Raw genomic sequence first — 13,488 nt, 5'->3', positions numbered from 1 at the left:
CGAAGAAAAAATCGTAGTAGGCAGTAAGGAGTCCGCCGTCGAAGCGGTCTCTCGGTTGATGCTGCGCGGATGGAAAACGGAACGGCAGCTTGCACGGTCCAGCAGCGGGGCGAAAATGCGTGAAGAGGTCGAAGCGGGATCAAATCTGTTTATGCCGACTGGGCGTGCCGAACAGTATTGCCACGAGGGCATTTTTCAACCTCGCTAGGCTCAGAGCATCGCTCTTCGCGGCTCGCAAAATAACGACATACGTCGCTATTTTGGGATCGCATCCCTGCGATCCAGCAGCCCGTTGAGAAAATCAACGGACTGCCAATCGACCGCGCTGTGGCGAAGCGACCTGACATCGAAACGACCAGCCAAGAAAGGAATACGCCATGTCGCCCGTCTACAACAGCGTCGAGAATCGCCTGGTCGAACCGTTCGGCGGTTCGGCCCCTCGCCCCTCGTTCTTAGCGGAACGAGAAGACTGCACGCTGTAGGAAGTCACAGCAAAACGGTGGCGAATTGCCGGTCGTTCGAATCGACGCACCTGTCGAACGAAACGACATTCGGATTGCCGCCAAGAGGTTGGGCGTTGATTGAGCAAGTGACGCTCGCCCGAGAAAAATGGGCCTCTAGCGGGAGGCCCGTCAGAATCTTGCGACGTGGCACGCTTTGTGCATTTAAGTCGTCGCATACTGGCCTGTGCCTACTCGTACCGGATCGCGTCGGCGCGCGATCCGGTCGAGTTGGCCGTTTTTCTTACTCTGCCAGTCTTCTTATTCCGCCAGATTGACGGTCACCGTCTTGTTCTCCAGGTAAGCGTCCAGGCCGGCCGCTCCCAATTCGCGACCAAGACCAGACATCTTGAAACCGCCAAACGGCGCCGCCGTATCAAAGACGTCGTAGCAGTTGACCCAGACCGTTCCGGCCCGCACTTCGGCGGCGAAGCGATGCGCCTTCTTCACGTCTTGCGTCCAAACCGCCGCGGCCAGGCCATAGAACGTGTTGTTCGCCCGCTGGATGATCTCGTCCTGGTCTTTGAAACGGAGAACCGACATGACCGGGCCGAAGATTTCGTCGGTGGCGATCTTCATGTCGTCGGTAACGTCGGCGAAGAGGGTCGGCTCGACATAGAAGCCTTTGTCGCCAAATCGATTGCCGCCGCTCAACAGCTTGGCGCCTTGTTGCTTACCGAGATCGACGTAGCTGAGGATCTTCTCCATCTGCCGCTGATCGACTTGCGGACCTTGTTCGGTCGCCATGTCGAGCGGATTGCCCAGCTTGCGGTCGTGGTTCATGCCGGCGACCCGTTTGCAGAACTCGTCGTAGATCGAGTCTTCGACAAAGACGCGGCTTCCGGCGGTGCAGCACTGGCCTTGGTTGAAGTACAAGCCAAAGTGCGAACCGGCGATCGCCGCATCCAGATCGGCGTCGGCGAAGACGACGTTCGGGCTCTTGCCCCCCAATTCAAACGTCACCCGCTTCATCGTGTCGGCGGCGCTCTTCATGATGATCTGGGCGGTGGTGTGTTCGCCGGTAAAGGCGATCTTGTCGACGCCGGGGTGGGCGACCAGCGAACCGCCGGCAGTCGGACCGAAGCCCGGCACGACGTTGATGACGCCATCCGGAATGCCGGCCTCTTTCGCCAGCTGCGCCATCCGTAGACAGGTGAGCGGCGTTTGCTCGGCCGGTTTCATCACGATCGTGCAGCCCGAGGCGAGCGCCGGTCCCCATTTCCAGGCGGTCATCAGCATCGGGAAGTTCCAGGGGATGATCTGCCCGACGACGCCGACCGGCTCGCGGCGGGTATAGCAGAAGTAATCGCCGCGGATGGGAATCGTGGCGCCTTGGATCTTATCGGCCCAGCCGGCGTAGTACTTCAAGCAGTCGATCACCAGCGGCAAGTCGGCGTTGAGCGCGTCTTTGATCGGCTTGCCGTTGTCGAGCGTTTCGAGCGCGGCCAACGCTTCTTTCTCTTGCTCGATCAGTTCGGCCAGCTTGTAGATCAACGCCCCGCGATCGCGAGCGTCCATCGTTCGCCATGGGCCACCATCAAACGCGCGACGGGCAGCCTTCACGGCGGCGTCGATGTCGGCGGCGTCCCCTTCAGCGACCTCGGCGATCACTTCCTCGGTCGCGGGGTTCAGCGTTTCAAAGGTCTTGCCGCTGGATGCGTCAACCCATTTGCCGTCGATGAAGCACTGCGTATGTCGTACTTGGGGCGCAGCGATCGTGATGGAGTCGGTAATCGTAGCCATGATTGAGTGGTTCCTTTTGCAAGCGAAATTGACGGGCAAATCAATTGTAGGGCGTTTCGCCTGCCGCAAGCAATCGGTTTCGTGGGAGGATCGCTCCTAGCTACGTTGGAAAGCGAGGCCCATCGCGATAGAATGACCGCCAAGGAAATCGCGACCAACTCGCGACTGCCCTCCCACTCGCAGCGATGTCCGTCTGTTCGGAGAGTTTCTTTGCAAGATTTCGACTACGCAGCACCGATTTCCACCAACGACGCCGTGCGGTTGCTGTCGGACCCCTCGCAAAAATCGGTCGTACTGGCGGGCGGCACCGATATTTTGGTTTTATTGCGAGAGCGGCGGCGACGTGCGACGTTGGTTGTCGACGTCAAAAAAATTGCCGAATTAAATGAGCTGGCGATGACGGCCGAAGGAGGACTCTTCCTCGGCGCGGCAGTCTCTTGCAGCCGCATTTATCGCGAAGCGGCGATTGCCCAGAACTATTCCGCCCTCGTCGATGCGGTGAAGATCATCGGCGGTTGGCAGATCCAATCGCGGGCAACGGTGGGGGGGAATCTTTGCAATGCTTCGCCGGCCGCCGACTCGATCCCGCCGCTGGCGATTTATGACGCCGTCGCCGAGATCGCCACGCATTCGGGACGCCGGCAGATGCCGGTCGCCGAGTTCTGCACCGGCGTCTGCAAGAATGTCTTGGCGCGGGGCGAGTTGTTGGTGGCGATTATTTTTCCCCCGCATCCGAAATTAAGCGGCGCCGCCTATCAGCGTTTCATTCCGCGCAACGAGATGGATATCGCGGTCGCCAATGCGGCCTCGTATCTCGAACTGGACAAAGCGGGGAAGATTCAAAAGGCGCGGATCGTGTTGGGCGCCGTCGCTCCGACTGCCGTTCGGGCATCCGCCGCCGAAGAATCGCTCGTCGGCCAAGAGCCGAATGAAGAACTATTCGCAATAGCGGGCGAACTGGCGCAGCAAGCGGCCAGCCCGATCGACGACATGCGGGGAACGGTCGAGTATCGCCAGCATCTGTGCAGCGTTTTATCGCGACGGACGTTGACGATTGCGGCCGAGCGAGCCGCCGCCAACAAATAGCATTCACCTTCCATACGACTGGGGTTTGAAGCGTGGCCAAGAAACAGCTGATCACCGCAACGATCAATGGCGAACAACGCGAGTTTGCGTGCGAGCCGCGGCAGAGCCTGCTCGAGGCGCTCCGCGACGGGTTGCAATTGACCGGCGCCAAAGAAGGCTGCAACAACGGCAACTGCGGCGCATGCACGGTGCTGCTTGATGGCGAACCGGTCGTCAGTTGCCTGGTGCTGGCGGTCGAAGCGGAAGGCGCCGAGATCGAAACGGTCGAAGGGATCGCCGCCGGCGGCAAGCTACAGCCGCTGCAGCAATGCTTTTTGGAAGGGGCGGCGCTGCAGTGCGGCGTCTGCACGCCCGGCTTTCTGATGACGACCAAGGCGCTGTTGGATCGGATTCCGCATCCCAGCGAAGAGGAGATTCGTTTTCAGTTGGCTGGCAACCTCTGCCGCTGTACCGGATATGACAAGATCGTCCGCGCCGTCCAAGCCGCCGCCGAAGGAGAGCAAACATGAGCGACAACTCGCCCATTTCCTATAGCGACAAACAGTATAAAGTGCTGGGCACGCGGCCCGTGCGTCACGATGGCGCCGACAAGGTGACCGGCCGGGCGATCTATGGAGCCGATGTACAAATGTCGGGCATGGCCCACGGCAAGATCCTCCGCAGTCCGCATCCGCATGCCCGGATCAAAGCGATCGATACGTCGATCGCCGAAAAAATCAACGGCGTCTACGCGATCGCGACCGGTCAAGATTGGCCCGATCTGATCGACAAAGTGGCTGATCTGGGGGAAGGCGCCGTCAACCTGCACGACCTGGCGCAGAACTGCCTGGCGGTCGACAAGGTGTTGTACAAAGGGCACGCCATCGCCGCCGTCGCTGCCCGGGATGTGCATGTCGCCGAAGAGGCGATCGCCGCGATCCGCGTCGACTACGAGATCTTGCCGGCGGTGACCGACATCGTCGAGGCGATGCAGGCCGACGCGCCGATCTTGCATCCTGGTCTGAAAACCGAGACGCTCGAAGAGCCGAGCGATCAACCGACCAACATCGATCGCCACGTTCATTTTGAGACGGGCGACATTGACGCCGGCTTCGCCGCCGCCGACGTGATCATCGAACGCGAGTACCGAACGGCGACGGTTCACCAAGGTTACATCGAACCGCAAGTGTCGACCGCGTTGTGGAACGAAGATGGTCACCTGAAGATCTGGACGTCGACGCAAGGATCGTTCACCGCTCGGCATCAAACGGCCGAACTGCTGCAACTGCCGATCTCGAAAGTGACCGTTACGCCGTGTGAGATTGGCGGCGGATTCGGCGGAAAGATCGCCGTCTACTTCGAGCCGGTCGCGGCGATGCTAAGTCGCAAGTGCGGCCGCCCGGTGAAGATGACGATGCAGCGTGACGAGGTGTTCGAAGGTACCGGCCCGACGCCGGCTTCAAACATCAAGGTCAAGCTCGGAGCGACGAGGGATGGCAAGCTGACCGCCGGTCAGGCGTATTTGGCGTACGAAGCGGGCGCCTTTCCCGGCGGCGTGATCGGCCCCGGCGCGATGTGCATCTTCAGCTGCGTCGAGCTGCCCAACGCGATCGTCGACGGCTACGACGTCTGCGTCAACAAGCCGAAGACGCAGGCGTATCGTGCGCCTGGCGCCACCCAAGCGGCGTTCGCCTTTGAGTCGACGCTAAACGAACTTGCCTCCGAGCTGAAGCTCGATCGCATCGAGATCCGCCGCATCAATGGCGTCAAGGAAGGCGTAAAACGCGTCGATGGCCCGGTCTATCCGCGGATTGGGTATCTGGAGTGTCTCGACGCCGTCGAGAAGTCAGCCCATTGGAATACGCCGCTGGAAGGCCCTAATCGCGGTCGCGGCATCGGCGCCGGCTATTGGTTTAACATTGGGTTGAAGTCGAGCGTCTCGGCGTCGGTCAATCCCGACGGCACGGTGCATCTGCTGGAAGGTTCGACCGACATTGGCGGCACCCGCACGTCGATCGCGATGCAACTGGCCGAAACGCTGGGCATTGCGGCGCATGACGTCTTGCCGAAAGTGGTCGATACCGACAGCGTGGGCTACACCGACGTCACCGGCGGCAGCCGCACCACCTTCGCCACCGGCATGGCGGCGCACAAGGTAGGGCTCGATCTGCTAGAGCAGCTTACTGCCCGGGCTGCGATGCTGTGGGAGTGCGACCCCATCGAGGTGCAAGTCGACGGCGACCTCTATCGCTTCGGCGATCAGCAGATAACCTTCAAACAGCTGGCCGCCAAGTTGCCGGAGACCGGTGATCCGGTCGTCGGCCGGGCCTCGGTTTCGCCGGAAGGCTCGACCAACGGCTTTGGCGTGCACATCGTCGATGTGGAAGTCGATCCCGACACGGCGAAGGTGACGATCCTTCGCTACACGGCGATCCAAGACGCCGGCAAGGCGATTCATCCCAGCTATGTCGAAGGGCAGATGCAAGGAGGCGCCGTGCAAGGCATCGGCTGGGCGCTCAACGAAGAGTACTTCTATGGCGATGATCACAAGATGCGAAACGCGTCGCTGCTCGACTATCGCATTCCAACTTGTCTCGACGTGCCGATGATCGATGCGATCATCGTCGAGGTCCCCAATCCGTCGCATCCCTTCGGGGTTCGCGGCGTTGGCGAAACGCCGATCGTGCCGCCGCCAGCCGCTATCGCCGATGCGATCTATCAAGCGACCGGCGTCCGCATGACGCAGTTGCCAATGTCGCCGCCGCGGTTGTGGAAGGCGATGACGCAGCGATAAGAAGCCAGCGTCTAGGCGGCCGCTAGTTGGCGGTCGCTGCCGATCGTTTCTAGGAACTCGCTCAGGCTTCGGCGTACGTCTTGGGCGTCGACTTGAATGTTGGCGTCGCTCCCACGTTGTCCGGCCGGCTGGCCAAAGTAGACGGCGTGCGGCTGTTCGTTGATCTCGGCCAGGTAGTGGAAGAAGAGGGCAGGGCGGCAAGTCGGCGTGATCTCGAAGACCGCCGTGCGTGGGGGCGAATAAACCAGGTTCGTGAAGCCGGCGCCATGCGGCCCAACCACGACGCCAGCGCGTTGGAACAGCTGAATCTGCCGCTTCAGCGGCAAGTACTCGAGGTAGACCTTCTGGAAGCCAAGCGGCTCGAGCTGCGCGAACAGCTCCTCTTCATTCACGATATTGCGCGACAGACTCTTCCGCCGCGCGATGTACAACTTCAGGCGATCATCACGATCGTAGTGCGACCAGCTTTGACGACGCATCCGCTCACGCAGGTAGCGCACTCCTTCCGCTTGCGGATAGAAGTGTCCGGCGCTCGGCACGATCAGCCGATCGGCTTGCAGGTGCGTGTAGTGGTTGGTCAAGACGATCTTCTCGGCCGGAATGCCCAGTAGCTCCAGCGTCTGCCGCGCGAACGCGCGGCGCTTCGAGGCGGCGACGTAGTCGTACGAGACGTCGGCTTGCTCCAGCAATCGCAACTGCGACAACATCTCCAGCGTCCAGTGATAGTAGTTGCGATGCGCCAGGAAGCGGGTCATCGCCAACACGTCCCCTTTTACCTTCGTCGGGCGGGGTAAGTGGGAAGGAGGAGCCTCGTTGTCCAGCAGCGACGCCAGAGAACTGCCGCCCAGATCTTCCATCACGCCATGCTCGGGCGAGATCAAGATCCCACTTCGCCCAACGACGCTTCCCTGGTCCAAGAAGCTGATCCCGCTCGCCGGGTAGTCAATCGTCGACTCGCCATTCCATTGCCGATCATGCACGCTCAAGTGATCGCCGGCGATCATCTGCTCGACGGCGGGGCCCACTTCGTCGATCGCCCCATACATCGTCCGCTGGCCATACTCGTACTGCGACGCCGGCTCGACTTCGATCTGCGGCTTCGCTTCGTGGCAGACCTTGGTTGGCGCCGCCACGCCAAACCCCTTCCACCAGGCGCGCAGGGCGATGTTTCGAATTCTTCTGAAGCCGTCCGTGTTGAAACGCATGTCCAGTCGATCCCCGCTCGTTGGCAAAATAGGTCACCAGAGTCTAGCGAGATTCGCCGATCAGCGGCAAGAGTGATTCCCCGTCTATGGGCCGGCTTTTGGCTGTTTGTCGGGCGTTATCCCCCGCCAATTGCCGGCAAAAAGTAGACTTCGCTCTGTGGCGCAAGCGCCGCGGCCAGCCCTTTTTGGCTCATCTGTCCGTCAATCGTCACCTGCAGTCCAGGGCGAATCCGGTCCCCTTCGCACAGTCGGTCTTTGATTCCGGGGAACCGCGACTCCAGCGCCTCCAGCAACTGCCGCAGGTTAGCCGCTTCCACTTCAACCTGCTCGCTGCCGGTCAGCTTGCGGAGTTGAGCCGGGATATGAACGGTTGCCATCCTAGGCGCTCCTTCGTGAAAAAACGCCGCGTCTGCCAAGGGGCGGACGCGGCGCTTCCATTGTCAAAATAATCTCGGTAAGCGGTCGCTTACTTCAAGCCCGAGACGGCGATCACCGAGCCTTCGTTCTTATCGAACTCTTTGCCCAGTTGGCCGATGTAGAGCTTGCCATCGGGGCCGAACGTGCAGGCGACCGGGCCTCGCAGCTTTTCGGTCAGCACTTCAACTTTGGCGTCGCCCGATTCTTCCGGCAGCGTGACAACCGCCAGTTTGCCCGGCTTCACTTCGGTCAGCGCCCAGTTGTTGTCGACCACAGCCAGCTTTTTGGTTCCCGGGATGACGGCGAAGCCCATCGGATCGAGCAGGCCCGGCACGGTCCATTGCTTGGTCGGCTTGCCGCTTTCCAGGTTCCACTCGACGATCAAACCGTCGTCTTTGCCGCCGGCGCCCGAGTAAAGAGCCAAGATCGCGTCATCGCCCCACAGCGCGGTCGCCATCGGCGAGTTGATCGCGATGTCGTTGTCGTCGGCCGAAAACAGCGGGCTCAGCTTCTTGTCGGCGACGTCGACTTTCAGCAGCCAGGTCTTGGCGTCGGCGCCTTGGCCGGCCAGATAGATGGTCTTGCCATCTTTGCTGGCGGTCATGCCGGTCAGGTTGCCTTCCCCCTTGTCGGCTTCGTCTTCCGAGGTCGGACCGACCGGGTTGGTTTCTTCGCCCGCTTCGGCTTTGCCGGGGCCCTTGAAGAAGACGACCGTTTCTTCGCCATCCTTCAGGCCAGCGTTGGTCACGGCTAACGTTTCGCCATCCAACCAAACGGCCGACAGCGGACCGAGCTTGAACCGCTTGGCGCCCGACTCGGCGTCGACCTTCCAGTATTCGGTCGGGAAGCCGGTGATGTACTCTTTCAGTTCGCCCGACTCCAGGGTCAGGACGCGGCCATCGGCCGAATCGCAAATCGTCAGCGTGCCGCTCGGGCTGAACGCGACGCCGGACGGGTTGCTCAAACCCTTGGCGGCGACCTCGGCCGTGTAACCTTCAGGCAAACCGAGATCGATCGTTTCCGCAAAAACGCTTCCGCCGCAAAGCGCGGAGGCGGCGACAAACAGACTGCAAAGCATGGTTCTACGCATCAATGGCCTTCCTTCTCATGTGTATTCAAAGTGGAACCGTTATCGTCGTCAGCGAGGTATTTTAACACCCTCGTGCGACGTGCGCCGACAACCCTAGCAGGCCGTTGATTTTCTCGACGGACTGCGTGATCGCACGGATGCGATCCCAAAATAATGACGTAAGTCGTTATTTTGCGAGCCGCGAAGAGCTATGCTCTGAGCCTGGCGAGGTTGGAAAATGCCACGAGGGCATTTTTCAACAGGCAGTTAGTCTCGCAATTTCTTGCTAGCCTTGTAGTTTGGGTTGGCCGTCGGCAGGATCGCCCCCACTTCTTTCCGCCACTGACGCAGTTTTTGGTGAAGTTGCTTGCGTTTCTCCGGCTTGGCATCGGCCAAGTTCTGTTTTTCACCGATATCTTCGGCCAAATTAAAAAGTTCTAATTTGCCGTCTTCGTACCATTCGATCAGCTTCCAGTCCCCTTCACGAACCGCGGCGGTCGGCTGTCCCCCTTGATTGCCGTAGTGAGGGTAGTGCCAGAAGATTGGTCCGCGATCGAGCGGTTTTCCTACCAGCGCCGGCACAATGCTTACCCCATCGGTATCGACCTTCTCGCCCGGCACGTCGGCTAGCGCCAAGATCGTCGGCAGAAAGTCAGGGCTGGTGACGATCGCGTCGCTTTCGCTGCCTGCTTTGACCAGCGGCGGATAGCGAACGATCAGCGGTTCGCGAATGCCCCCTTCATACATCCACCCTTTGCCGCCGCGCAGCGGAAGGTTGCTGGTCGGGTGTCCTTCGGAAGTCGACAGTCCGCCGTTGTCCGACGTAAAGATCACGACCGTGTCGTCGGTCAACTTCAGCCGATCGATCGCGTCGAGCACCTTGCCGATCGCGGCGTCCATCGCCTCGACCATCCCGGCGTAGACCGCATGCTCTTGCACCAGGCGAACCTTGCGTTCCCCTTCTTCGCCCCAGATCGGCCCGGCGATGCGAATCCGCGATTTGATGTCTTCGTACTTCTGCTTCAGATCCTTGCGAGCCATTAGCGGCGTGTGAACCGAATAGAAAGAAAGGTACGCCAGAAACGGCTCGTCCTGATGCTCTTCGATAAACTTCACCGTTTCGCTCGCCAGACGATCAGGCAAGTGCTCGCCATCGGGGCCGTCGGTGAGTCGCGGATTGCCATAGGGCGAGAAGTAACGCTTGCCGCCGTAAGGACCGCCCCGGTCGATGCCTCCCTGGTTGACGTCGAACCCTTGATCCTCGGGCCAATAGCCTTGGCTGCCCAAGTGCCACTTGCCGGCGAAGAAGGTCGCGTACCCGCGCTCCTTCAGCGCTTCGGCCAACGTCTTTTCCTTCAGCGCCAGTTGCGGCTCGTACGGCGCTGGCAACAACGGCGTGTTCCGCCGCCAACCGTCCGGTTGCGGCGCGCCGATGTAATCGGTGATCTGCACCCGCTGCGGATACTTGCCGGTCATGATGCTGGCCCGCGTCGGCGAGCAAACCTGGCAAGCGGCGTAGGCATTGGTGAACTTCATTCCTCCCTTCGCGAGCGCGTCGACGTTCGGCGTCTGGTAAAAACTCGATCCATAAACGCCGGTATCGGTCCAGCCGAGATCGTCGACCAAAAAGAAGACAAAGTTCGGCGGCCGCTTCTCATCGGCGGCCATCGAAACGTTGACGAGCATCACCAGCGACACCAGACCGGCCAGAGCGAGCCGAATATAGGTCAGGGGGCGAAATTGGTGCATGAGGACTCTCAGAAAGGAGAAATAGGCGGGCCGAACCAAGGCAAGTGGCCCTCCAGTATCGACCGAATCGTAGGCCTGGTCAACGTTTACGGTTCGCCCCAGTGGTTCGGCGCAACCAAATTTATCGGTAAGTGAAAACGAATGTTTTTTCGCCGACCGACTGGACCGGACTGTTTCGTTTTTTTCGCCCGCGAAAGTAGGGGACTGAACTGTTCGTTTTTTCTTCGCGGCGGCGATTGGTGGTGGCCCCTTTCCCTCGGCTTGCGCACTCGGGGTAGTGTGTGGGAGTGGACTGGACCGCCGCCGCCTTTTTTTCGCTGGGCGAATCGGTAAGCCTACACATTCAACGGCTTCGCGCTCAAAACAGCACTGGACTAGTTGGCTTTCATTTTTTCGTTCGGTAGTGGACTCGACTCACAACATTTTTTTGCCGCGATCGCTGGCGTTGATTTCAATTGCATGCGAATCATTTTCACGCCTACAATAAGGCGACTCGACCGAAGCCCATAGCTTTGGTTTTCGAGGCCAGATCAAACCTGGCAAGTCACCCCACAATCGATCAAAATTCCGTGCGCTTTGTCAAGCAAAAGATGGGCGAATTGCTGAAGCTTGCCCTACCACCAATTCTATCTGCGACCATCTGCGCTCATCTGTGGTTCCAAGATCCGTAACCGCAGGTAGTCGCAGATTAGCGCAGATGGGTTTGACCCACCGATGTTTCAAGCTGGAGTATCAATGCATGAACCGTTTCCCAATTTCGACTCTGGCGTGTTGTCTACTCTTCCTCTCCATCCTCTGCGGCTGCGCCCCCAGCGCCGAGCAGCGGCTCGAAGGGGACTGGGTCTTCTGGCATAGCGCGATGATGGATGGATCAGAAGCCCAGCGTAACGCGGCGACCGAGCATCGTTTGGAGCGTTATTCCATCGTGTTCCACTTCAAGCCGGGCGGTGTCCTCGAGGTAACAGGAGACGAAACCGGCGAAGGAACCTGGAAGGTGATCAACGCGTCAGGCGAGTCCGCGACGGTCGAACTGAAATTCGCCGACAAGGCCGAGACGGTCGATATCAAGATGCCAGGAAGCATCGCGATCGAATTCCAGCGACCAGGCCAGGATGTGCCCTACGTCTACACCCGACCGATGCAGTAAGTCGTTATTTTGCGAGCCGCGAAGAGCTACGCTCTGAGCCTGGCGAGGTTGGAAAATGCCACGATGGCATTTTTCAACAGGCAGGTAAGGTCCGCTGTGCGGGCCACGGCCTTGCTGGTTCGCTTGCCACTTGGCTCACGCTTCGATTGGTCCGCACAGCGGACCCTACGACTAGCGAACCCCTGCTTGGGTATGGTTGGCCTTCTGCGTCTGCTTCTTCCCCCCCCCTTTTTGCCGTTTGTTGGGGCTCCGATTCCCCTTCATCTTTTCTATTTGATATAACTTTGGCAAAATCATGGTTGCGCCTGCCTGGTTATCTAACGCCAAGACGAAAATATCAGCGGTCTCTCCCAAGACTTTTTCGAAAAGAGAGACGCTTTTTGATCCTTTGAGGAAACATGCTCATGGCCACTTCGCCCTCGATTCTCGCCGATAAACTACACGAGTACCCGCAGCAAGATCTGATCGACGGAACGAGCGACGGCGTCGCTGCGGTTCTCGAAAGCTGTCTCAGCAAGACCGGCGGCGTGTTGCAACTGCTGCACCGCTATGCCGGGCGGACGTTTTGCAGCCCGGGCAAACGGCTTCGCCTGGAAGAGAAGTCGTACTATCCCGACTACATGGGCGGCACGGGATTGGACGAAATCTGGATGTGCTGCACCGTGCCGATCGTGACCGGCGTCGTCGACACCCGCACCGGGAAGGCGCCCTATCGCGAAGGGGAAGCGCACGTGCTTACTCCGGAAGGGCAGGTGATCGCACTGCAGGACTTGATCGCCGCCGCTCCCGAGACGGTCATGGGCGAAAAGGTGACCGCGTTTGCGAAAGAGATGTTTGGTAAGCCGACCTGGCCGATCGTGTCGAAGAAGTTCGACAATCTGAATCCGATTCCCGATCACCTGCACTGGGCGAAGTGGGAAGTGTATGACATCAACTCGTTCGACAACCCCGGCGTCAGTCCTTCGCACTATCACACCACGGCGATGGGGCTTTACTCTTGGGTGACCAAGGATAAGTTCCTTGAGTGCATGAAGAGCTATGGCCAGGGAGAGTACAACGGCATTCGCCACCTGGCGCCGCATGTGATGATGCAACTAGACAACGGCTTCACGATGCCCAACGGCGTCCTCCATTCGCCGACCGATCTCTGCACGCACGAACTGCACGTCACGATGGATGAGCACTTCCTGGCCGAGGACGTTACCCTGGACGGGCGCATCAGCGCCGAGGCCGCCTTCTATGCCTGCCGAGAAGAGGACTATCCGAAGGCGAAGCATGGAGACTGGGACTACCTGGTCGACCTGTTCGACTTTGCGGCGAACCAGGACCCTGACTTCGTCTTGAAGAATTCGCGTCCGGCCATCAACGCCGAACAATTCAGCGGCGCCGGCGTCGACGCCAAGTGGATCGTCTACGGCGAACTGCTGGGGGACCAAAAGTGCTCGATTCTCCGACTGACGCTCGAGTCGGGGGCGAAGACGAATTTCTGCCCCGAGTGCCCGACGATGTTCCACACCAACGGCGGCAGCGGTCGCGTTGGCAAGCTCGAGGTTCGCTATCACCAGGATATGGTTTTGGGCGAGATCTATCCGGAAATCGGATTCATCACCCAGGCGGCGCTTAATAGCGGCGGCGTGGAAATTGAAAACACGGGAACCGAACCGCTGGTGTTGACGTTTGATTTCCCGCAGAACGCCCACAGCCAGACGCCCGGCGTCGCTGCTGCAAATTAGTTGTCGCGCAAGGTCTCCGGTTGCTTGCGAGAGCAACCGGAGAATCGTTGCCAGTCCTTACGACTT

11 protein-coding genes are annotated in these 13,488 nt (G+C 59.7%); 6 read left to right on the top strand and 5 right to left on the bottom strand.

What is annotated here, in order from left to right; all coding sequences use genetic code 11:
• Window positions 1-208 (top strand): hypothetical protein (locus Enr8_RS25805; RefSeq protein ID WP_222434847.1); only part of this gene is annotated, 208 nt, incomplete at its 5' end.
• Window positions 209-761: 553 nt separating this feature from the next.
• Here the strand turns inward: Enr8_RS25805 and Enr8_RS11340 are convergent.
• Window positions 762-2,243 (bottom strand): aldehyde dehydrogenase family protein, encoded by a 1,482-nt coding sequence (locus Enr8_RS11340; protein WP_146431487.1) that lies wholly within the window; start codon window positions 2,241-2,243, stop codon window positions 762-764.
• 210 nt (window positions 2,244-2,453) lie between these two features.
• Between Enr8_RS11340 and Enr8_RS11335 the strand changes: the two genes are divergently transcribed.
• From Enr8_RS11335 to Enr8_RS11325, 3 genes are read left to right on the top strand one after another with little or no spacing between them, the layout of a single operon-like run.
• Window positions 2,454-3,329 (top strand): FAD binding domain-containing protein, encoded by an 876-nt coding sequence (locus Enr8_RS11335; protein ID WP_146431485.1) that lies wholly within the window; start codon window positions 2,454-2,456, stop codon window positions 3,327-3,329.
• Between the two features lie 32 nt (window positions 3,330-3,361).
• Window positions 3,362-3,838, top strand: coding sequence for a (2Fe-2S)-binding protein (locus Enr8_RS11330; protein ID WP_146431483.1), 477 nt, complete (start codon window positions 3,362-3,364; stop codon window positions 3,836-3,838).
• Complete coding sequence (locus Enr8_RS11325) at window positions 3,835-6,102, top strand: xanthine dehydrogenase family protein molybdopterin-binding subunit (protein ID WP_146431481.1); 2,268 nt, start codon at window positions 3,835-3,837, stop codon at window positions 6,100-6,102. The genes Enr8_RS11330 and Enr8_RS11325 overlap by 4 nt, the downstream gene beginning before the upstream one ends.
• An 11-nt stretch (window positions 6,103-6,113) precedes the next feature.
• Here Enr8_RS11325 and Enr8_RS11320 read toward each other — a convergent pair whose 3' ends face one another.
• The 4 genes from Enr8_RS11320 to Enr8_RS11305 all read right to left on the bottom strand — a co-directional run bounded on the left by Enr8_RS11320 (window position 6,114) and on the right by Enr8_RS11305 (window position 10,542).
• Window positions 6,114-7,307: a glycosyltransferase family 61 protein gene (locus tag Enr8_RS11320; RefSeq protein WP_146431479.1), complete on the bottom strand. Its 1,194-nt coding sequence runs from the start codon at window positions 7,305-7,307 to the stop codon at window positions 6,114-6,116.
• Between the two features lie 116 nt (window positions 7,308-7,423).
• Entirely contained in the window at window positions 7,424-7,684 is a 261-nt protein-coding gene (locus Enr8_RS11315) for a MoaD/ThiS family protein (RefSeq protein ID WP_146431477.1), read from the bottom strand.
• An 89-nt stretch (window positions 7,685-7,773) separates the two neighbouring features.
• Window positions 7,774-8,814, bottom strand: coding sequence for a hypothetical protein (locus Enr8_RS11310; protein ID WP_246120040.1), 1,041 nt, complete (start codon window positions 8,812-8,814; stop codon window positions 7,774-7,776).
• Between the two features lie 246 nt (window positions 8,815-9,060).
• Window positions 9,061-10,542: a sulfatase gene (locus Enr8_RS11305; RefSeq protein ID WP_146431475.1), complete on the bottom strand. Its 1,482-nt coding sequence runs from the start codon at window positions 10,540-10,542 to the stop codon at window positions 9,061-9,063.
• Between the two features lie 739 nt (window positions 10,543-11,281).
• Between Enr8_RS11305 and Enr8_RS11300 the strand changes: the two genes are divergently transcribed.
• Both Enr8_RS11300 and Enr8_RS11295 read left to right on the top strand, forming a co-directional pair.
• A complete protein-coding gene (locus Enr8_RS11300) occupies window positions 11,282-11,689 on the top strand; it encodes a hypothetical protein (protein WP_146431473.1) in 408 nt (135 codons plus the stop codon).
• A 404-nt stretch (window positions 11,690-12,093) separates the two neighbouring features.
• Entirely contained in the window at window positions 12,094-13,422 is a 1,329-nt protein-coding gene (locus tag Enr8_RS11295) for a hypothetical protein (RefSeq protein WP_146431471.1), read from the top strand.
• Window positions 13,423-13,488: the final 66 nt, after the last annotated feature.

The sequence above is a fragment of the Blastopirellula retiformator genome, assembly GCF_007859755.1.
In the GTDB taxonomy this organism is placed as follows: Bacteria; Planctomycetota; Planctomycetia; order Pirellulales; family Pirellulaceae; genus Blastopirellula; species Blastopirellula retiformator.
This window is presented reverse-complemented; position numbering and strand designations above follow the sequence as displayed.

What these genes read in the sequence shown, in the direction of transcription:
- Enr8_RS11340 (WP_146431487.1), bottom strand. Translation starts at nt 2,243, where the DNA reads ATGGCTACGATTACCGACTCCATCACGATCGCTGCGCCCCAAGTACGA.
- Enr8_RS11325 (WP_146431481.1), top strand. Translation starts at nt 3,835, where the DNA reads ATGAGCGACAACTCGCCCATTTCCTATAGCGACAAACAGTATAAAGTG.
- Enr8_RS11320 (WP_146431479.1), bottom strand. Translation starts at nt 7,307, where the DNA reads ATGCGTTTCAACACGGACGGCTTCAGAAGAATTCGAAACATCGCCCTG.
- Enr8_RS11315 (WP_146431477.1), bottom strand. Translation starts at nt 7,684, where the DNA reads ATGGCAACCGTTCATATCCCGGCTCAACTCCGCAAGCTGACCGGCAGC.
- Enr8_RS11310 (WP_246120040.1), bottom strand. Translation starts at nt 8,814, where the DNA reads ATGCGTAGAACCATGCTTTGCAGTCTGTTTGTCGCCGCCTCCGCGCTT.
- Enr8_RS11305 (WP_146431475.1), bottom strand. Translation starts at nt 10,542, where the DNA reads ATGCACCAATTTCGCCCCCTGACCTATATTCGGCTCGCTCTGGCCGGT.
- Enr8_RS11300 (WP_146431473.1), top strand. Translation starts at nt 11,282, where the DNA reads ATGAACCGTTTCCCAATTTCGACTCTGGCGTGTTGTCTACTCTTCCTC.
- Enr8_RS11295 (WP_146431471.1), top strand. Translation starts at nt 12,094, where the DNA reads ATGGCCACTTCGCCCTCGATTCTCGCCGATAAACTACACGAGTACCCG.